Annotated in this window: 15 protein-coding genes; 9 read left to right on the top strand and 6 right to left on the bottom strand. The window is 75.7% G+C overall.

Features of this window, described 5'->3' with window-relative positions:
* Nucleotides 1-12: 12 nt before the first annotated feature.
* Both O7633_RS03555 and O7633_RS03550 read right to left on the bottom strand, forming a co-directional pair.
* Nucleotides 13-282: a GlsB/YeaQ/YmgE family stress response membrane protein gene (locus tag O7633_RS03555; RefSeq protein ID WP_278135454.1), complete on the bottom strand. Its 270-nt coding sequence runs from the start codon at nucleotides 280-282 to the stop codon at nucleotides 13-15.
* On the bottom strand, nucleotides 279-734 hold the full coding sequence (locus tag O7633_RS03550) for an STAS domain-containing protein (protein WP_282325989.1): 456 nt from the start codon (nucleotides 732-734) through the stop codon (nucleotides 279-281). Before O7633_RS03550 ends, O7633_RS03555 begins: the two co-directional genes overlap by 4 nt.
* A gap of 152 nt (nucleotides 735-886) precedes the next feature.
* Here O7633_RS03550 and O7633_RS03545 point away from each other — a divergent pair, with 152 nt between their 5' ends.
* The 3 genes from O7633_RS03545 to O7633_RS03535 are packed head-to-tail and all read left to right on the top strand — an operon-like array spanning nucleotide 887 to nucleotide 3,524.
* On the top strand, nucleotides 887-1,573 hold the full coding sequence (locus O7633_RS03545; RefSeq protein ID WP_074476286.1) for a response regulator transcription factor: 687 nt from the start codon (nucleotides 887-889) through the stop codon (nucleotides 1,571-1,573).
* Nucleotides 1,570-2,949: a HAMP domain-containing sensor histidine kinase gene (locus O7633_RS03540; RefSeq protein WP_282325987.1), complete on the top strand. Its 1,380-nt coding sequence runs from the start codon at nucleotides 1,570-1,572 to the stop codon at nucleotides 2,947-2,949. The genes O7633_RS03545 and O7633_RS03540 overlap by 4 nt, the downstream gene beginning before the upstream one ends.
* Nucleotides 2,946-3,524: a GerMN domain-containing protein gene (locus O7633_RS03535; protein WP_278135449.1), complete on the top strand. Its 579-nt coding sequence runs from the start codon at nucleotides 2,946-2,948 to the stop codon at nucleotides 3,522-3,524. Before O7633_RS03540 ends, O7633_RS03535 begins: the two co-directional genes overlap by 4 nt.
* A gap of 311 nt (nucleotides 3,525-3,835) precedes the next feature.
* Here O7633_RS03535 and O7633_RS03530 read toward each other — a convergent pair whose 3' ends face one another.
* From O7633_RS03530 to O7633_RS03515, 4 genes are all read right to left on the bottom strand, one after another.
* Entirely contained in the window at nucleotides 3,836-6,094 is a 2,259-nt protein-coding gene (locus tag O7633_RS03530) for a glycoside hydrolase N-terminal domain-containing protein (RefSeq protein WP_282325985.1), read from the bottom strand.
* Nucleotides 6,091-7,173 carry a LacI family DNA-binding transcriptional regulator gene (locus O7633_RS03525; RefSeq protein ID WP_282325984.1) on the bottom strand — a complete coding sequence of 361 codons (1,083 nt, stop codon included), beginning with the start codon at nucleotides 7,171-7,173 and terminating at the stop codon, nucleotides 6,091-6,093. Before O7633_RS03525 ends, O7633_RS03530 begins: the two co-directional genes overlap by 4 nt.
* Nucleotides 7,154-9,637 (bottom strand): glycoside hydrolase family 3 C-terminal domain-containing protein, encoded by a 2,484-nt coding sequence (locus O7633_RS03520; protein WP_282325982.1) that lies wholly within the window; start codon nucleotides 9,635-9,637, stop codon nucleotides 7,154-7,156. Before O7633_RS03520 ends, O7633_RS03525 begins: the two co-directional genes overlap by 20 nt.
* Before the next feature lie 242 nt (nucleotides 9,638-9,879).
* Nucleotides 9,880-11,091, bottom strand: a complete 1,212-nt coding sequence (locus tag O7633_RS03515; RefSeq protein WP_256095729.1) for an ROK family transcriptional regulator — start codon at nucleotides 11,089-11,091, stop codon at nucleotides 9,880-9,882.
* Between the two features lie 238 nt (nucleotides 11,092-11,329).
* Between O7633_RS03515 and O7633_RS03510 the strand changes: the two genes are divergently transcribed.
* From O7633_RS03510 to O7633_RS03485, 6 genes are all read left to right on the top strand, one after another.
* On the top strand, nucleotides 11,330-12,991 hold the full coding sequence (locus O7633_RS03510) for an extracellular solute-binding protein (protein ID WP_282325980.1): 1,662 nt from the start codon (nucleotides 11,330-11,332) through the stop codon (nucleotides 12,989-12,991).
* Entirely contained in the window at nucleotides 12,988-14,019 is a 1,032-nt protein-coding gene (locus O7633_RS03505; RefSeq protein ID WP_278135437.1) for an ABC transporter permease subunit, read from the top strand. The genes O7633_RS03510 and O7633_RS03505 overlap by 4 nt, the downstream gene beginning before the upstream one ends.
* Nucleotides 14,016-14,990: a carbohydrate ABC transporter permease gene (locus O7633_RS03500; protein ID WP_282325977.1), complete on the top strand. Its 975-nt coding sequence runs from the start codon at nucleotides 14,016-14,018 to the stop codon at nucleotides 14,988-14,990. Before O7633_RS03505 ends, O7633_RS03500 begins: the two co-directional genes overlap by 4 nt.
* Before the next feature lie 86 nt (nucleotides 14,991-15,076).
* Nucleotides 15,077-17,134, top strand: coding sequence for a beta-galactosidase (locus O7633_RS03495; protein WP_282325975.1), 2,058 nt, complete (start codon nucleotides 15,077-15,079; stop codon nucleotides 17,132-17,134).
* Between the two features lie 110 nt (nucleotides 17,135-17,244).
* A complete protein-coding gene (locus O7633_RS03490) occupies nucleotides 17,245-17,994 on the top strand; it encodes a DUF2993 domain-containing protein (RefSeq protein WP_282325974.1) in 750 nt (249 codons plus the stop codon).
* Entirely contained in the window at nucleotides 17,994-20,177 is a 2,184-nt protein-coding gene (locus tag O7633_RS03485) for an MMPL family transporter (RefSeq protein ID WP_282325973.1), read from the top strand. Before O7633_RS03490 ends, O7633_RS03485 begins: the two co-directional genes overlap by 1 nt.
* Nucleotides 20,178-20,181 lie beyond the last annotated feature (4 nt).

The following is a 20,181-nucleotide window of genomic DNA, read 5'->3' as shown; positions in this document are numbered from 1 at the left end:
CCGGCGGACCCGTCAGGCGGAGTCGGAGCGGCCGGCGGTGGCCGCGACGAGGACGACGCCGACCCCGGCGACCCCCGCCTGCACGACCACGTCGACCAGGCGGAACCCCTGACCGTTCGCGCCGGCGAGCCGGGCGACGACGCTGCCGGCCAGCGCGGCGACCACACCGACGACGAGGGTGAGCCACAGCGGCGCGGTCGGCCGGCCCGGCACCGCGAGCCGGCCGAGCACCCCCACGGCGAGCCCGACGACGACGGCGCTGACCAGCGTGGCGACGGTCACGCCCACTCCGCCGGCCGGCGGACGCGCCCCTGCCCGGCCGGTGCCGGGCGACGGCTGCCACCCCCGCCGCCCGGCACGACCGCCCGGCCGACCGGCGGTGCCACCGGGCCGGGCCGCTCGGGGGACCCGGCCGCCGCGTCGTCGACGACGACCGGCAGCACCTGGTCCAGCCGGGCCGACTGGAGGATGCGCCGGATCCGGGGGTTCGGTTCGCGTACGACGAGCACCCCGTCGGCGCGGGTCAGCCGCCGGTGCACGTCCAGCAGGAACCCGATGGCGGCGGCGTCGATGTGCCGGCAGGCGGACAGGTCCACCACGACCTGCGCGGGGCGCAGCGCGAGCAGCCGGTCGAACACGGCCCCGGTCTCCAGCAGGCAGGCCAGGTCGAACTCGGTCACGGCCACCTCGACCAGGGGGATCGTGCACTCCCGGCGTGCCAGCGGCGTCGTCACGGCCGTACCCCTTCCTCTCGCCCGACCGGTCCAGGCCACCGTGCCGGCCGGGGTTGGCGGGCACCGCGCGGACATGTGACAGTTGCGTGACAAATCCGTCGTACGCCGGACACGGTTGGCCGCCGGGCGACGGCCTTGGGGATGATGCCGTCATGACGGCCGTACTGGTGATCGAGGACGACGACCGCATCCGGCTGGCGCTGCTGCTCGCCCTGGAGGACGAGGGCTACGACGCCCGGGGCGCGGCCACGGCCGAGGAGGGGCTGCGCGCCCAGCGCCGCGACCCGGCCGACTACGTCCTGGTCGACCTGATGCTGCCCGGCCTCGACGGCTTCGAGTGCATCCGGCAGGTGCGCCGCGACGACGACGTGCCGATCGTGGTGGTGAGCGCCCGCGACGACACCCACGACATCGTCGCCGCCTTGGAGGCCGGCGCGGACGACTACCTGGTCAAACCGGTGGCGATCAAGGAACTCACCGCCCGGCTGCGGGCGCTGCGCCGCCGCGCCCGGGCCGCCGCCCCGGTCGCCGCCGAACCGGTGCCGGTCCTGGCGTTCGGTGACCTGGAGGTCAGCCCCGAGGCGGGCGAGGTGCGCCGCGCCGGGCAGCGGGTGCCGGTGACCCGCACCGAGTTCCGGCTGCTGTGCGAGCTGGCCGAGCACGCCGGCCGGGTGCTGTCGCGCCAACAGCTGCTGCAACGCGTCTGGGGCTACGACACCGGGGACGAGCGGCTGGTCGACGTGCACGTCGGCCGGCTGCGGCAGAAGATCGAGTCCGACCCCGCCAACCCCGAACACCTGGTGACCCTGCGCGGGCTCGGCTACAAGCTGCGCCGATGAGCCCGCTGCGCCGCCCGCCCCGGCTCCGCCTCGGCCTGCGCGCCCGGGTCATGGCCGCCTTCGCCCTGGGCGCGCTGCTGCTCGCCGCGTCGATGGCCCTGATCTCCTACGAGCTGACCCGCCAGTCGCTGATCGACGAGCGGGAACGCACCGCCGTGCGGGCCGCGTACTTCGACGCCGCCGTGGTGCGCAGCGGCCTCGACACCGACAACCCCGACGTGGTGGAGGTGCTGCGGTCGCTGGACACCGGCAGCAGCCGGCGGGCGCTGCTGCACCTGGACGGCAGGTGGCACGCCCGCATCGCCGACTCGGGCCTCACCGCCGCCGTGCCGCCGGAGCTGCAACAGCTCGTCGGCTCGGGGCAGCCGGCCGTGCAGCGGGTCCGCGTCGACGGCCGGACCGCCCTGCTGGTCGGGGTGCCGCTGTCCGGCTCGGCCACGTACTACGAGGTCACCTCCCTGTGGGAGCTGGAACGGACCTTCCAGGCGCTGGCCCTGGCCCTGACGGCGGTGGCCATCCTCGTGGCCGGCTCCGGGGCGGCCCTGGGCTGGTACGCGACCCGTCACGGGCTGCGTCCCCTCACCGCGGTCGCGGACGCCGCGGAGAGGATCGCCGCCGGTGACGTCACCGCCCGCCTCGACCCGGCCACCGACCCGGACCTGACCCGGCTGTCCACCTCGTTCAACCACATGGTCGACCAGTTGGCCCGCCGCATCGAGCGCGACCGCCGCTTCGCCGCCGACGTCAGCCACGAGCTGCGCTCGCCGTTGCAGACCCTCGCCGCGGCGGCCAGCGTCCTGCAACGGCGGCGGGAGCACCACGACGAGCGCACCGCCGTGGCCGCCGGCCTCGTCGCCGACGAGATCGACCGGTTCCAGCGGCTGGTCAACGACCTCATCGACCTGGCCCGCAGCGACCAGCCCGCCCACCGCGCGCCCGTCGACGTGGTCGACCTGGCCCGGCGGGCCTGCGCCGGCCGCGACCTGCCGGCCACGCTGGTCCGGCTCGCGGCCGGCACCCCGGCCACCTGGCAGGTGGAGCGGCGGCGCGTCGCACAGGTGCTGGCCAACCTCCTCGACAACGCGGTGCGCTACGGTGCGGGCCCGGTGGCGGTGCGGCTGTCGCGCGACGGCGACACCGCTGTCATCGAGGTGGACGACGACGGCCCCGGCGTGCCGGTCGAGGACCGGGCCGCCATCTTCGACCGCTTCGTCCGGGGCCGGGCCGCCCACGCCCGGGGCACCGGTGACGGGACCGGCCTCGGCCTGGCGCTGGTCGCCCAGCACGCCGCCGCGCACGGTGGCACGGCCGACGTCGGCGACCGCCCCGGCGGGGGAGCGCGGTTCCGGGTGGCCCTGCCGGGGAGCCTGGCATGAGCCGCCGGTTCGCCGCGCGGGCGCTGCTGGCCGCCCTCGTGGCGGCCTGCACGGTGGCGGGCTGCGGGGTGCCGGCCGAGGACACCCCCCGGGCCGTCGAGGCCCCGCCCGGGCCGTTCCCGTCGTCCGCGACCGTCGACGGCCCCGCGACGGTCGGCCCGGTCACCATGACGCTGTGCTTCGTGCAGGACGACCGGCTGGTCCCGGTGGACCGGCGGGTGAGCCGCTCCCTCGACGCCGAGGCCCAGCTGCGGGACCTGCTCGCCGGCCCGAGCGCCGTCGAGCGGGACAGCGGACTGACCAGCGCGTTGCCGGGGGCGATCGGCGCCGCCGTGGTGGGCGTCGCCGACGGTCAGGCGCGCGTCCGGGTCGACGGGACCGGCGACGACACCGGCCGCAGCGACGAGGTGCTCGCGTTCGGTCAGATCGTCTGCACGCTGGCCGCCCGCGACGACGTCGACGCCGTGGCGTTCCTGCGCGACGGCCGCCCGCTCGGGGTGCCGCGCGCGGACGGCTCGCTGTCCGTCCAGCCGCTGACCCCCGCCGACTACGCCGCGCTGACCGCGACCCGCTGACCGCGACCCGCCGGGGCGGTGCTCAGGTCTGTGCCCGTGCGGTCGATCGCGTTCCGTGACGGTGGCGGGGTTGGTCGGGAGGAACGGTCGATGTTGCTCTGGGTGACGAATTGCCGACCCCAGCGCACCGCTTGTCGACCCTTTGCTCTGCACCCACCCGCGCAACACCGCGCCCGAGCTGCTCCTACCGGTGGTGGAGCGAGGCGCGGGGCGCGGCGTTGGGTTGCGCTGCGTGAAGCGTTGCTTCCGTGGGTGCAGAGCAAAGGAGGGGGTGGGAGTGGTGGGAGTCGGTCCGGCGCAACTGCGTTGCGTCACCCGCCGTCGGTGCGGGGACCGAATACCAGTTCCACCGGCCGGCCGGCGGGCAGGTCGACCGCCGCGTCCCCGTACGGGCTGGCCACCGTGATCCGCTGGTCGACGGGGGAGAGCAGCCGGGCCCGCACCGACGAGGCGTCCCAGGCCAGCTCCTCGACGGTGACCCGGCCCCGGCAGGCGGCCCCGCGCAGCATCCCCCGGCCGAGGCCGGGCAGCGGGGCCGGCAGCAGCCGCACGAGGCCGGGCCGGGAGTGCACCAGCGACTCGATCAGCACGCCGGGCAGGGCGTGCGCGGCGTCGGCGTTGTAGGTCTCCCGGCCGGGGTTGTGCGAGCTCATCAGCGACCGGAAGAACATGTCGTTGCCGAGGATCTTGGCCACGTTCTCCCCGGCCAGCGCGCCGTCGCGCAGGCGTGTCGCGGCGAGGGCCCGGTGCAGGCTGCCGTGGGCGGAGAGGTTCTCGTCGCCGCGCAGCACCAGCGCGCGACGTGCGGCGGCGGCCAGCTCGGGGGTGTCGTCCGGATTGATCTCGTCCAACGGCCACACGGGGTAGAGGTGGCTGACGTGCCGGTGGTCCTCGTCGCTGCGGTAGCCCGGCCAGGCCCACTCCGCCAGCGCGCCGCGCTCGTCGACCCGGTACGCCGGCAGCCGCTCCCGCAGCGCCGCCCACCGGTCGGTGCCGGTGACGGCGTCGGCGGTGGCCAGGGCGTGCCGGGCGGCGGCGATGTCCATCGTGGCGTTGACCGCCAGGTGCACCGGTCGGCCGTCGTCGTCCAGCGGGCCGGTCTCGGCCGAGTACGACGGCACCACGACCACCGTGCCGTCGGCGGCGGAGACGGTGAGCACGTCGGCGAAGAACTCGGCGGCCTCCGTCAGCCAGCCGGCCAGCTCACCGAGCGGCTCCCCGGTCACCAGGTGGTGCTCGTACAACGGAAAGAGCAGCCAGTCCGCGCCGGGCAGCCAGGCGGCGAACGGCCAGTCGTCGTGCATGTGGAACAGGTGCCCGTGCTCCCCGTCGGTGCGGCTGGGCGCGAGCAGGCCCGGTGCGCCGTAGATCGCCTCGGCGTTGCGCCGCCAGTCGTCGACCTGCGACCCGACCAGCCGTGCGTGCGCCGCGCTCACCTCGGGCAGGGCCCCGATGGCGGCCCCCGCCAGTTGCAGGTTCAGGTTGGCGTCGGTGGTGAAGTCCCCCGCCCAGGCCGCGTCCCAGGAGCCCAGCCACAGCCCGGTCAGCCGGGGCGGCAGGACGCCGCTGGCGCTCAGCAGCAGGTACCGTCCCGCGTGGAACAGCCGCTCCACCAGCGCCGGGTAGGGCCGCTGCGGGTCGGCGGCCTGCCGGGCGAGCAGTGCGCCGACGGGCAGCTCCCGCTCGGCGGCCGGCACGGCCAGGTCGAGGCTCGCCCGGTCGTAGGCGGGGGAGTGCCGGGCCGCGTGCCGGGCGCGCAGGCCGGCGTACCCGGCGATGCAGCGGGCGCGCAGCGTCTCCTCCCGCTCGGCGGTGCGCCACGGCGGCGTGCCGGGCCGGTCGAGCACCATGGTGAGCAGGGTCGGCCCGCGCACCGCCACCCGGTCGCCGAGCACCCGCACGTCGCCGGTGAGCAGGGCCAGGCCCTCGAAGCCGTACGCGCCGCCGACCGGCGGGTAGTGGCCGCGTATCCGCAGGAAGACGTCCTCGCCACGCCGGTACGCCGCGGTCTCGTAGCGGACGTCCGCCGGGCGGCCGGGCAGGTCGCCGGTGAACCCGACCACGCAGTCGCCCATGTCCAGCCGCAGCGCCACGAGGCCGTCGGCGCGGGAGACGAAACAGCGCCGCTCGCCGCCGGCCCACTCGACGACGACCTCCCCGGTGCGGAAGTCGGTGCTCCGCCGGTAGCCGGCCGGCAGCGCCGTCGCGCCCGGCCCCACCGCGTCGACCGGCCCCACCGCGTCGATCGTCAGCGCGAAGCCGGGGTGGAACGACTGGGTCCAGCGCAGCTCCCGGCCACCGCCGAGCAGCCGGCTCGCCTCGGCCCGCCGGCCGGCGAGCACCAGCTCGCGCACCCGGGGCAGCAGGTGGGCCAGCCGGGGCGGCCGGGCGTCGTGGGTGCCGTTGGGCAGCACGAACCGGTGGTGGTTGACGACGATCCGCTCGGCGTACGGCGCGCCGGTCACCATGATCCCGTACTCGCCGTTGCCGGACAGGAAGGCGTCCTCCCAGCCGGCGGCGGGGGAGTCGTCCCAGATCCGGTGCGCGGACGCGGGCAGCCCGGCCGTCACCTGCCGTCCCCGGGGGCGGCGGCCGTGCTGTCCCGGATCGTCAACCTGGGTTCGAGCAGCGTCGCGTCGGGCACCGGCTCGTCGTGCACCTTGCGCATGAGCAGCGACACCGCCTGCTGGCCGACCTCCTCGGCCGGCAGGGGCACCGAGGTGAGCCGGGGGCTGGCCTGCTCGGCGAACTGGTCGGGGCAGATGCCGACCACCGACACGTCCTCCGGCACGCGCCGGCCGAGGGTGGGCAGCGTCGCCAGCACGGGCCCGACGGCCGACTCGTTCTGCACGATCAGGCCCGACAGGTCCGGCCACCGGTCCAGCAGCTCCACCAGCTCGCGGCGGACGGCCGCCGTGCCCTCCTCGCACGGCCGGACCACGGTGTCGACGCCGAGCCGCGCGGCGGCGTCGAGGATGCCGTTGCGGGTGCGGTGCGCGAAGCCGGTGCCCCGGTCGTAGACGGCGGCGGGCGCGCCGAGCAGGGCGATCCGCCGGTGGCCGAGCCCGGCCAGGTGCTCGACGCAGACCGCCCCGGCCCGGTGGAAGTCCAGGTCGACGCAGGTCAGTCCGGTGGGGTCGGCGGGAAATCCGATCAGCACGCTGGGCCGCCCCAGCTCCCGCAGCAGCGGCACCCGCGAGTCGTGCATCTCCACGTCCATCAGCAGCAGGCCGTCCACCATGGCGCTGGCCGCGATGCGGCGCAGCCCCGCCGGCCCCTCGTCGGAGGTGACCAGCAGCACGTCGTGCTCGACGGTGCGGGCGGTGGTGACCACCGCCATCGCGAACTGCATCACCACCGGCACCTGCATCCCGGAGCGCAGCGGCAGCACCAGCGCGATCACGTTGGCCCGTCGGCTGGCCAGGGCGCGCGCGCCGGCGTTCGGGTGGTAGCCGAGCATCCGGATGCTGGCCAGCACCCGGTTGCGGGTCACCTCGGAGATCGCCCGCTTGCCGCTGAGCACGTACGACACGGTGCTGACGGCGACCCCGGCGTGCCGGGCGACGTCGGAGATGGTGACCAGGTCGGGTGACTTCGGCCGCGCCGCCGGGGGCAGGCGCGGGCCGTGGTCACCGGGACCGGCCGGCACCCGTGGCCTCCCGCGCCGGGGCGTCGGCGGCGGACGCCGCCCGGACGCCGAGCGTGCCGACGAGCCGGATGTCGGTGGCGGACCGGCCGACCAGCACGGTGTGCGTGGCGTCCTCCACGACCCGGGCGCCCCGGGTCTCGTCCCACCAGCCCAGGTCGGCGGCGCGCAGCCGCAGCCGGACCACCCGGCGCTCGCCGGGGGCGAGGGCGACCCGCGCGTAGCCCCGCAGCTGGCGCAGGGGCTGCTTGACCCGGGACCGCCGCTGCCGGGTGTAGAGCTGCACGACGTCCTCCCCCGGCCGGTCGCCGCCGTTGGTGACCTCGACGCGCACCTCGACCTCCCCGTCGGCGGCCACCGACGGCGCGCTGAGTCGCAGGTCAGCGTAGTCGAAGCGGGTGTAGCCGAGCCCGTGGCCGAGCGGGTACAGGGGATCGCCCCGGTGGTAGAGATAGGTGGCGTCGGCGTCGATGATGTCGTAGTCGAGCAGGTCGGGCAGCTCGGCGGCGTCGGCGTACCAGGTCTGGGTGAGCCGGCCGCCCGGCTCGGCGTCGCCGAACAGCACCGCGGCCAGCGCCGCGCCGTGCTCCTGGCCGCCGTGCGCCGACCACAGCACCGCCGGCAGGTGGGCGTCGGCCCACCCGATCGCGTACGGGTAGCTGCTGGTCAGCGCGAGGACGGTGCGGGGGTTGGCGGCGTGGGCGGCGCGCAGCAGCGCCTCCTGCCCGGCCGGCAGCGCCAGGTCCGACCGGTCCTCGGTCTCCCGCCCGTTGACCATCGGGTGGTTGCCGAGGGCCACCACCACCACGTCGGCGTCGGCGGCCAGGGCGGCCGCCTCGGCAGCGCCGTCGGCGACCAGCTCCACGGCGAACGGGGTGGCCGCGCCCGGCTCGGCGGCGTCGGCGCGCAGCCGCCCGTCGGGCCCGGCGGCGACGTACCGGCCGGTGGCGAGGTGGTGCAGGAGCACCGTGCCGTCGGGGCCGGGCCGCCACCGGAAGGTCTCCCGGACGATCCACCCCCCGGGCCCGGTGCGGTCGTTGACCAGGACGGCGTCGTCGTCGCCCCCGACGTGGCGGCCGTTGGCGACGGCGCGCAGCGCCACGGCGTCGCCGCCCCAGTCGAACACGTCGAGCCAGGTCGCCTCGGTGGCGGCGGTGGCGTCGAGGGTGAGCGGGCCGCCGTCGGCGTCGGCGGCGCAGCGCACGTAGCGGTCCCCGGCGCGCAGCGCGATCCGGTCGGCGCCGCTGTGGCTGGTGACGGTGTCGACCCGCGCCGCCAGGGCGTCGAGGGTGCTGACCGCGTACGGCAAGGTGCCGCTGTACCAGTCGGTGTGCACCGCGTCGGCGAGCGGGCCGAGCACGGCGACCCGCAGCCCCGGGCGCGCGGTCAGGGGCAGCAGCCCGTCGTTGCGCAGCAGCACGACGCACTGCCGGGCCGCCTCGCGGGCCAGCTCCCGGTGCGCGGGGCAGTCGACGACCTCCGGCGGCACCCCGGCCCACGGGTCCTCGTGCGCCGGGTCCAGGTCGCCGAGGCGCAGCCGGACGCCGAGGATCCGGCGGACCGCCCGGTCCACGTGGGCGGTGGTGATCAGGCCGCGCTCCAGCGCCTCGGCGATCCGGCCGGTGGTCAGCGCGCTGTTCGTGTCGTCCTCGGTGAAGTTGTCGATCCCGGCGCGCAGGGCGGCGGCGAAGCCGCTGACGTGGTCGGGCTCGCGGCCCTGCAACCCGGCGATGTTGGTGGCCGCCCCGGCGTCGCCGACGACCATGATCTCGTCGGCGGCCATCGCGCGCAGCTCGCCCTCGATCAGCGGGCTCAGGTGCGCCGGAGTTCCGTTGACCAGGTTGTAGGAGGCCATCACGGCCACCGCCGCCCCGGCCGCCAGGGGCGCGCGGAACGCCGGCAGCTCGTACTCGTGCAGCACCCGCGGGGGCAGGTCGCTGGAGGTGGTGGCGCGGTCGGTCTCGTTGTTGTAGCCCAGGAAGTGCTTGAGCGTCGGCGCGGTCCGCAGCCGGTCGGGGTGGTCGCCGCGCAGCCCCCGCGCGTACGCCGTGGCGAGGTGCCCGGTGAGCCACGGGTCCTCGGACCAGCCCTCCTCGTTGCGCCCCCAGCGGGGGTCGCGCAGCGGGTTGACCACCGGCGCCCAGACGTTCAGCCCGACCCGCTCGGGGTCGGCGTGGTGCTTGGCGCGCACCTCGGCGCCGACGGCGGCGCCCACCGACCGCACCAGCTCGGCGTTCCAGCTGCTGGCCAGCCCGATCACCTGCGGGAAGACCGTGGCCGTGCCGAGCCAGGCCACCCCGTGCAGCGCCTCGGTGCCGGTGCGGAACGGCGGCAGCCCGAGCCGGTCGACCGGGGCCTGCCACTGGTGCAGCAGCCCGATCTTCTCGGTCAGGGTGAGGCGGGCCAGCAGGTCGTCGACGCGGGCGGCGGGGGACGGGCCGGGCGTCCGGCCGGTGCTGTCGGTCATGGTGGATCGGTTACCTTCCATGGGCGAGCGATGCCCGGACGGCAGGTCGAAGCGCTTCGACGACCGTCGTGACAGGTGGCATCGCGGGGTGGTGGTGTGCGGCTGCCGACCCGGACGCGGTGAAGCGCTTCGACAACCGACGAGGAACCAGGCCGCCCCCGTCTGCCCGGACGGGACGGCTGCTCCGAGGTTGGCACCACCGGGCCGTGGTGGTCAAGGGCTGACGGCCACGGGTTCCGGCGTCAGCGGGCGGGCAGCCGGCCACTTTCGACGGTGGCCAGGGCGGCCGTGGCCCCGCCGAGCGCGGCGGCGGTGCCCCCCAGGGTGGACGCCTCCAGCCGGCAGCCGCCGGCCTCCGGGGCGAGGGCCCGGGCGGCCAGCTCGGCCCGGGCCGCCGGCAGCAGCCACGGCCCCAGCGTCGCCAGGTGGCCCCCGACCAGCACCGCCTCGGGGTTGAGCAGGCCGGCCAGCAGGGCGACCGCGTGGCCGAGGTGGCGGCCGGTCTCGGCCAGCCCGGCGCGCACGGTCGGGTCGTCCTGCCCGGCCAGGGCCCTGAGCCGGTCGAGCTCGGGAAGGAAGTCGGTGACGGGGCCGTCCCCGGCGGTGTCGGGCAGCAGCCGGCCCACCACGGCCGGTAGGCCGACCAGCGCCTCCAGGCAGCCGGAGCGCCCGCAGGGGCAGGCCGGACCGGTCGGGTCGAGGCCCAGGTGCCCGATCTCGCCGGCGAAGCCCCGGTTGCCGCGCAGCAGCCGGCCGTCGACGATCACCCCGGCGCCGATCCCCGCGCCGCCGGTGAGGTGGACCAGGTCGGTGGCCCCGGCCCGGGCGCCGTGCCGCTGCTCGGCCAGGACGGCGAGGTTGGCCTCGTTGTCCACGGCGACGGTGAAGTCCGGGTCGCGCAGGGCGGCGCGCAACTGGTCGGCGAGGGGCACGTCGCGCCAGCCGAGCGCGGGGGACAGGGGCACGCAGCCGGCCGCGTCGACCAGGCCCGGCACCCCGACGGTCAGGCCGAGCACGGCCCGCCCCTCGCCGGCGATCCGGGCGGTGGCCCGGCGGGCCAGCGCGACGAGGGCCCGGACCGTCTCGTCCGGCGTGGCGGCCGGCGCGGCGAAGGCGCGCCGCCAGGTGAGCAGCCGGTTGCCGCCGAGGTCGACGGCCACCGCCGCCAGCTCGTCGACGCCGACCTGGAGGCCGAGGGCGGCGTACGGCTCGCCGTCGAGGACGAGCATGGTGGCCGGGCGGCCGATCCGGTTCTCGGTCAGCCCGGTCTCGCGCACCAGCCGGCGCTCGATCAGCTCGCCGACGAGGCTGGAGACGGTGGCCTTGTTGAGCCCGGTGCGGGCCGCGATGTCGGCCCGGGAGCAGGGGGCGTGCACCCGGACGTGCCGCAGCACCACGGCCCGGTTGGCGACCCGCACGTCGCCGAGGTCCGTCGGCTGCGGGTCGTTCTGCATGCTGATCAAGATGTGCCCGCTCCCTGCGCTGCCGGTGCGCGATCCCCGGTCGGTCCGCGCGTCCATCATCGCGCACCGCGGCGCCCCACCGGACCACCGCGCGCGGCACGTCGCCCCGCGGTCGCCGCTCCCTTGTGGGCCGGATCACCGTCGATTAGTTTATTCGGTTAGTAACCCAACTAATCCTAGCCGGGCGCGCGTGCTCCGCAAGCCCCGCGTGTCAGATGAAGGGAACGCCGTGAAGCCGTCCCTGCCAGGCGTATCCACCGATCGCCGGACCCTGCTGCGCCTCGCCGGTCTCGGCGCCGCCGCGACCATGGGTGGCGCCACCCTCGCCGGTTGCAGCAAGGAGGCCGGAAGCAAGGGCAGCGCCACCCAGGCCGACGCGGTCCGGGCCGTCCTGCCCAACCACAAGCCGGCCGAGGTCCTCAAGCCGGACATCCCGGGGGAGGGGCCGATCCCGGACGGCTACCTCAGCTACCCCAAGGACCTCGTCGACGCGGTCACCGAACAGCCCGGCAAGGGCGGCGCGGCGATCCGCACGATGAGCCCCTGGTGGGGCCCGACCCCGCCGACGCTGGGCAGCAACTCCTACCTCGCCGCGATCAACACCAAGCTGGGCGTCGAGATCAACCCCAGCCTCCAGGACGGCACCACGTTCGCCGACAAGCTCAACGCCATGCTCGGCGCCCGCGACGTGCCCGACCTGCTCATGGCGCCCAACTGGGAGGTCGACAAGGTCGCCCGGTTCTCCGACGCGGTCAAGGCGCTCTTCGAGGACCTCACCGACCACCTCAAGGGCGACGCCGTCGCGAAGTACCCGTACCTGGCCGCGTTGCCCACCGGGTCCTGGGAGTACTCGGTCTGGGGCGGGCGGCTGGCCGCCGTGCCGTACCCCACCGACGGCCCCTTCGCGTGGGCCCTGTTCCACCGCAAGGACCTGTTCGACAAGGCCGGCCTGGCCGCGCCGACCTCGCCCGAGGAGCTCTACGAGCTGGCCAAGAAGGCGACCGACCCGGCCAAGGGCGTGTGGGCCTTCGGCACCGTCTTCGACATGGTCCAGCAGTTCTACGGCTGCCAGCAGACCTGGCGCAAGAAGCCCGGCGGCGGCCTGGAGCACAAGTTCGAGAACCCCGCCTACAAGGCGGCCCTGGAGTTCACGGCGAAGCTGTTCAAGGAGGGGCTGGTCCACCCCGACACGGTGGCCAGCAAGGGCGCCGACGAGAAGCAGCTGTTCAAGGCGGGCAAGATCCTGATGTTCCAGGACGGGCTCGGCGCGTGGCAGGGCCTGCAGGGCGAGCAGTCCAAGGTGCTGCCGAGCTTCAACATGCAGCCGCTGCCCGTGTTCGGCGCGGCCGGCGCGCAGCCGGTCATCTGGGGCAGCGAGAAGCCGATCTTCTTCACCTTCGTCAAGAAGGGCCTCGGCGCCGACCGGGTCGACGAGATCCTGCGGGTGCTCAACTGGTGCGCCGCGCCGTTCGGCAGCCGCGAGTTCGAGCTGCGCGAGTACGGCGTGGAGGGCAAGCACTTCACCCGCGCGGCCGACGGCAGCCCGGTCCCGACCGAGCTGGGCCGCAAGGAGCTGGGCGGCCAGTACAACTTCTGCCGGGTCGCGGTGAAGGTGAAGAGCGGCGACACCCCGGACTACGTCCAGCAGTACCTGGACTACCTGAAGAAGAACGTCGCCCTGCTGGAGAAGGACCTGTTCGCCGGGATCAAGCTGGAGCTGCCCGCCAACTGGTCGAAGATCATCCAGCCGACCGACGACAAGATCCGCGACATCCTGCGCGGCCGCCGCCCCGTCAGCGACCTCGACCAGGTGACGAAGGAGTTCATGGCCTCCGGCGGCGAAGAGGGGCGCGCCTTCCACGAGAAGGCGCTCGCCGACAACGGCCGATGAGCGGCCCGGGCACCGCCGGCGCGGTGGACGCGCCGGCGGCGGCCGGGCAGGCCCCGCCGCCGACCCGAAAGCCCCGCCGCGCCGGCCGCCGCCGGCACCGGGCCAGCCTGGGCGCGCGGCTGCGCCGCGACTGGCCGCTGCTGGCGATGACCGCGCCGGCCGCCGCGCTGCTGCTGGTCTTCCACTACCTGCCGACCCTCGGCAACGTCATCGCCTTCCAGGACTACAACCCCTTCGTCGGCGACGACCCCGTGGAGGCGTTCCTCTACAGCGAGTGGATCGGCTTCGGCAACTTCGAGGCGCTCTTCGCCGACCCCCTGTTCTGGGACGCGGTGCGCAACACCCTCACCATCACCGCGTTCCAGCTGGTGTTCTTCTTCCCGCTGCCGATCCTGCTGGCGATCCTGCTCAACAGCCTGGTCTCCGGGCGGGTGCGCGGCTTCGTGCAGAGCGTCGTCTACCTGCCGCACTTCTTCAGCTGGGTGCTGGTGGTCACGTTCTTCGTGCAGATGCTCGGCGGGGCCGGGCTGCTCGCCCAGGAGATGCGCGAGGCCGGGATGCAGCCGTGGAACATCATGACCAACCCGGACACGTTCATCGTGCTGGTCACCGCCGAGGCGGTGTGGAAGGACATCGGCTGGGGCGCGATCGTCTTCCTGGCCGCGCTGGCCGCGATCGACCCCAACCTGTACGAGGCGGCGGCGGCCGACGGCGCCGGGCGGTGGCGGCGCATGTGGCACATCACGCTGCCCGGGCTGCGGCCCGTGATCGTGCTGCTGCTCATCATGCGGCTGGGCGACGCGCTGTCGGTCGGCTTCGAGCAGTTCATCCTGCAACGGGAGGCGGTCGGCCGCGACGCCGCCGAGGTGCTCGACACCTTCGTCTACTACCAGGCCATCGCCACCCAGCAGTGGGGCCTGGGCGCGGCTGCCGGGCTGTTCAAGGCGGTGGTGGGCCTGATCCTCATCCTCGCGGCCAACAAGCTCGCGCACCGGCTCGGCGAGCAGGGGGTGTATTCCAAGTCATGACCGCACAGCTCAGTGGCATCGGACCGGTGCCGGCCGCCCCCGAGCCGGCCGGCAGGCCGAGGCGGCGGCGCGGCAGCCCGCGGCCCCCGTGGGAGGAGCCGCCCTCGCCGGTCGGCCTGTTCGGCAAGGGCGTCGTGCTCGTCGTGCTCGTCGCGGCGGTGCTCGTTCCCCTGTGGGCGGTGCTGGTGACCAGCCTCGCCTCCCGGGAGACCATCGACGCGGCCGGCGGCATGGTGATGGTGCCCCGGGAGTTCGACCCGTCGGCGTACATCACGATCTTCAACGGCGGGCAGATCACCCGGGCCGTCTGGATCAGCACCCTGATCACCGTCGTCGGCACGACGGTGAGCCTGGTGCTCACCGTGCTGGCCGCGTACGGGCTGTCCCGGCCGGGCTCGGTGGGGCACCGGGGACTGCTGTTCTTCTTCCTGCTGACGTTCCTGATCTTCCCCGGCCTGGTGCCCAGCTACCTGGTGGTCACCGGGCTCGGGCTCAAGGACAGCATCTGGTCGCTGATCCTGCCCAGCGCGATCAGCGTGTTCAACCTCGTGGTCATCCGGGCGTTCTTCATGGGCGTGCCCGGTGAGCTGCTCGACAGCGCCCGCATCGACGGGGCGGGCGAGTTCCGCATCCTCACCCGGATCATGCTGCCGCTGTCGAAGGCCGTGATCGCGGTGGTCGGCCTGTTCTACGCCGTCGGCTACTGGAACGCCTACTTCAACTCGGTGCTCTACATCGACGACAACGACAAGTTCCCGATCCAGCGGGTGCTACAGAGCTACATCCTGGCCGGCCAGTCGCCGAACGTCTCCGGCGCCGCGGTCAGCCTGCCCGGGATCACCGCGTACCCGCCGACGCTGGCGGTGAAGATGGCCGTGGTCGTGGTGACCGTCGTCCCGGCGATCATCGTCTACCCGTTCGTGCAGCGGCACTTCACCAAGGGCGTCATCACCGGCGCAGTGAAGGGCTGACACCACGGCGGCCCGCGCGGAGCCGGCTCCGCGCGGGCCGCCGTCCGGCACACCCGGACACCACCTCGACGAACGGACGGTGCGGCATGTGGGACGAGGCCCGGCTCCGCTTCGGCGGCGACTGGAACCCCGAGCAGTGGCCCGAGCGGGTCTGGGCCGAGGACGTGGCCCTGATGCGCCGGGCCCGCGTCGACCTCGTCACCGTCGGCGTGTTCGCCTGGTCCCGCCTCGAACCCGCGCCCGGCCGCTACGACTTCGGCTGGCTCGACCGGGTGCTGGGCCTGCTCGCCGACAACGGCATCGGCGCGGCGCTGGCCACCCCGACCGCGTCGCCGCCGCCCTGGTTCTCCCTGGCCCACCCGGGCGCGCTGCCGGTGACCGCCGACGGGGTGCGGCTGCACCACGGCAGCCGGGACACCTACTGCGCCGCCGCGCCGGCCTACCGGGCCGCCGCCCGGCGGATCGCCGGGGTCCTCGCCGAGCGCTACGCCCACCACCCGGCGCTGACCCTGTGGCACGTGCACAACGAGTACGGCACCGTCTGCCACTGCGAGCACGCGGCGGCGGCGTTCCGGGCGTGGCTGGTCGGGCGGCACGGCGACCTGGGGGCCCTCAACGACGCCTGGACCACCAGCTTCTGGAGCCAGCACTACTCCGACTGGGCGCAGATCAGCACCCCCCGGGCGACGCAGTACCTGGCCAACCCCGGCCAACTGCTCGACTTCCGCCGGTTCTGGTCCGACACCCTGCTCGCCGCGTACACCGAACAGCGGGACCTGCTGCGGGCGGCGAACCCGGCGGTGCCCGTCACCACCAACTACGTCCTCGGCGACTGGGTGCCCGTCGACCACGCCCGCTGGGCCGCCGAGGTCGACCTGGTGGCCGTCGACCACTACCCGACGGCCGTCGACGGCGGGGCCGAGGAGCAGACGGCCCTCGCTGCGGACCTGGCCCGGGGCTGGGCCCGGCACGGCGCGCGCGCCCGGGCCGCCCGCGCCGCCGGCGACGGCCGGCGGCCGGTGCCCGGCGACGCCGCCGGGGGCGGCGCCTGGCTGCTCATGGAGACCGCCCCGAACCTGATCTACACCGCCGGGCGGATGCACACCAAGGAGCCCGGCCGGATGGCCCGGCACAGCCTCGCGCACGTCGCCCGGGGCTCGCGCGGCGCGCTGTACTTCCAGTGGCGCGCCCCCGTCGGCGGGGCGGAACGCTTCCACTCCGCGCTCGTGCCGCACGCCGGCCCCGACAGCCGGGTGTTCCGCGAGACGGTGGAGCTGGGCGCGGTCCTGGACCGGATCGCCGAGACCGACGGCGCGGCCGTGGAGGCGTCCGTGGCGATCGGCTGGGACGCCGGCTGCGGCTGGGCCCTGCAACACCCGGGCCTGCCCTCGCAGCTCGTCAACCACCACGAGGAGGTCGCGGCGGCGCACCGGGCGCTGTGGCGGGCCGGCTTCGGCTGCGACGTGGTGCTGCCCGGCGACCCCGTCGACGGGTACGCGCTGCTGGTGCTCCCGGCCCTCTACCTCGCCTCCGACGCCGCCGCCCGGTGGGCCCGGGACTACGTCGCCGGCGGCGGGCACCTCGTGGTGACCTGGCTCAGCGGCGTCGCCGACGAGCACGCCCGGGTACGCACCGGCGGCTATCCCGGCGCGTTCCGCGACGTGCTCGGCGTCCGGGTGGAGGAGTTCCACCCGCTCGCCGACGGCGACGAGGTCGCCCTGGCCGGTGGCGGCGTCGGGCGGATCTGGTCCGAGGGCGTCGGACTCGCCGGGGCCGAGGTCGTCCGCGCGTACGCCGCCGGGGTGCTCGCCGGGCAGCCGGCGGTGACCCGGCACCGCCACGGCGCGGGCACCGCCTGGTACGTCTCCACCCGGCCCGACGACGAGACGTACCGGCGGCTGCTGACCGACGCGGCCCTCGCCGCCGGGGCGACGCCGACCTGCCCCGCCGCGCCGGCCGGGGTGGAGGCGGTGCGCCGCCGGGGCGCGGCGGCGAGCTGGCTGTTCCTGCTCAACCACACCGACCGGGCGCACCGGGTGCCGGCCGTCGGCGTGGAGCTGCTCACCGGCGTGGCGGTCGACACCGCCGTGGAGGTGCCCGCCGGCGGCGTCGCCGTGGTGCGGGAGGTTCCCGCCGCCGGCTGACCGTCCGGCGTCCGTGCGCGGGCGATCCCGCAGGTGGGCCACCCCGAACTCCCACGTTTCTCTCATCTTCCTCGGGTGGTGGGTCCAGACCGGCCTGTTCTGCTCTACCGGTGCGATTGCGAATCAACCGGCGGCGACGAGCCGTCCTGCTTGCCGCCGCCTGCCTGGCGGTCCTGGTGACGGCCGCGGTGGTGGCGGACCGGTGGGTGGCCCGGACGGCGGCGCAGCGGCTGGCCGACCGGCTGGCCTGCGCCGCCGACCTCGACCGGTCGCCCGAGGTCGACCTCGGCGGCTTCCCCGTGCTGCCCGGCGTGCTCACCGGGGAGCTCGGCCGGGTGAGCGTGCGCGCCTCCGACGTCACGCGCGGCGACGTGCGGGCCGCCGAGGTGGACGCCGAGCTGTCCCGGGTGCGGCTGCCCGGCGAGCAGCCGGCCCGCGTCGGCACGCTGGACCTGCGCATCCGGGTCGGCTTCGACGCGCTGCCCGGCACGGTCGGCGAGCGCCCCGTGCACTACCGGGGCGTCGGCGGGCTGCTCGCCGTCGAGACCACCGCGCCGATGGCCGGGCAGCAGCTCCCGGTCACCGTGCTCGCCCGGCCCGCGATCGACGCCGGCCGGCTGACCGTCACCCCCACCGAGATCGAGGTGCTGGGTATGCGGCGGCCCGCCGGTGCAAAGCTGGTGGAGCGGCTCACCGGCGGCCGCGACCTGTCCCGGCCGCTGCCCACCCTGCCCGCCGGCCTGAGCTGGCAGGGCGTCGACGTGGCCGACGACGGCCTGCGGCTGCGCCTGACCGGCCACGACCTGACCCTGCCCGGAGGCGGCGACGGCCGCCGCTCCGGCACCTGCGGAGGAAACTGATGCACGCCCGTACCGACGGTTGGACCCACCGGACGCTGGAGCGGCTGGGCGGCTGGTGCGTACGCCGGCCCTGGCGGGTGCTCGCCGCCTGGCTGCTCGTCGCGGTCGCCCTGGTCGGCGGTGTCGCCGCCTTCGGGCGGCCGGTCGACAACGACGTGGCCCTGCCCGGCAGCGACGCCCAGCTCGCCCGCGACCTGAGCGAACGCGGCGGCGGCGGCCCCGCCAGCAGCGGGCAGGTCGTGGTCCGCGTGGACGCCGGCCGCCTCGACGAGCCGGACCGCCGGGCGGCGCTGGAGCGCACCGCCGCCGCGCTCGCCGAGGTGGAGCACGTGACCCGGGTCGACGGCGTCGACGCCCGCGCCGGCACGCTCAGCCCCGACGGCCGCACCGGCTACCTCACCGTCCGCCTCGACGTGCCCGCACGCGAGGTGGACAAGGCGCTCAGCCGGTCGGTGCTGGACGCGGCGCAGCCGGCCCGCGACGCGGGCGTCGAGACGGTGCCGGGCGGGACGCTCGCCACGGCGGCGGAGCGGGGCGGCTCGCACACCGCCGAGGTCGTCGGGCTGCTCGTCGCCGCCGTGGTGCTGCTGTTCGCCTTCGGTGGCCTGGTCGCCGCGGCGGTCCCGCTGGTGACCGCCCTGTTCACCCTGGGCTGCGCGCTGGCCACGGTCGGGCTCGCCGGTCACCTGGTGGCCGTGCCGTCGGTGGCCGGGAACCTGGCCACGATGATCGGCCTGGGCGTCGGCATCGACTACGCCCTGTTCCTGATCACCCGCTACCGGGCGTTGCGGGCCGCCGGCACGCCGGCCGACGAGGCGCTGGTCGCCGCCATGGGCACCGCGGGCGCGGCGGTCGTGTTCGCCGGCGGCACGGTGGTCATCGCCCTCGGCGGTCTCGCCGTGGCCGGCGTGCCCATCCTCGGCACGCTGGGCTGGACCGCAGGTCTGGTGGTCGTGGTGGCCGTGCTCGGCGCGGTGACCCTCCTGCCGGCCCTGCTGGCCGTGCTCGGCCCCCGCCTCGACGCGTTGCCGCTGCGCCTGCGCCGCCGCGCCGGCGACGGCGGCACCGGCTGGGCCCGGCAGGCCGAGCGGGTGACCCGCCGGCCCTGGCGGTGGGCCCTGCTCGCCGGCGCGCTGCTCGCCGTGCTCGCCGCCCCCGCCGCCACGCTCACCCTCGGCCAGCTCGACGCCGGCGACGACCCGCCGGGCAGCGCCACCCGCACCGGCTTCGACCTGCTCGCCGAGGGGTTCGGGCCCGGCGTCAACGGCCCGCTCAGCGTGGTCGCCGCCGTCGACCCCCCGGCCGCCGGGACCGCCGACCCCCGGCTCGCCGAGCTGACCCGCGAGCTGGCCGCCACGCCCGGCGTCGCGTCCGTCGCCCCGGTGCGCCTCGCCGACGGCGGCCGGGTGGCCACGGCCAGCGTGCAGCCGGACACCGGCCCCAGCGACCCCGCCACCGCCGCCCTGGTCGCCGACCTGCGCGACGTGCGGGTCGACGGGGTGCAGGTGCACGTGGGCGGGTCCACCGCGACCCGCGCCGACCTGGCCGACCGCGTCCGGGACCGGATGCCGTGGGTGATCGCCGTGGTCGTCGGCCTGTCCACCGTGCTGCTGTACGTGGCGTTCCGGGCCCCCGTGGTGGCGGTCAAGGCCGCCGTGATGAACCTGGTCTCGATCGGCGCCGCCTACGGGGTGCTGACGGCCGTCTTCTCCTGGGGCTGGGGGGTGGAGCTGACCGGCCTGTCCGGGCCGGTGCCCGTGGAGAGCTACGTGCCGATGATGCTGTTCGCCCTGCTGTTCGGCCTGTCCATGGACTACGAGGTGTTCCTGCTCAGCGCGGTGCAGGAGGCGTGGCGGGCGACCGGCGACAACCGGGTCGCCGTCCGCGTCGGGCTCGCCGGCACGGGTCGCGTGATCACCAGCGCCGCGCTGATCATGGTGACCGTCTTCGCCGGCTTCGTCCTGCACACCGACCCCGTGATCAAGATGTTCGGCCTCGGCATGGCCGTGGCCGTGGCGGTGGACGCCACCGTGGTGCGCGGGCTGCTGGTGCCGGCGACGATGGCGCTGCTCGGCCGGGCCAACTGGTGGCACCCGGGCCGTCGGCGTCGACCCGCCCCCGAGCCGGACAGGACCGAGGCTCTCGCCGGACTCTCATCGAATTCCCAGCCGCCCGTGGTCTGATCCG

Source organism: Micromonospora sp. WMMD712 (assembly GCF_029581295.1).
GTDB classification, from domain to species: Bacteria; Actinomycetota; Actinomycetes; order Mycobacteriales; family Micromonosporaceae; genus Micromonospora; species Micromonospora carbonacea.
The sequence above is the reverse complement of the archived record's forward strand: the minus strand, read 5'-3'. Positions and strand labels throughout refer to the sequence as shown.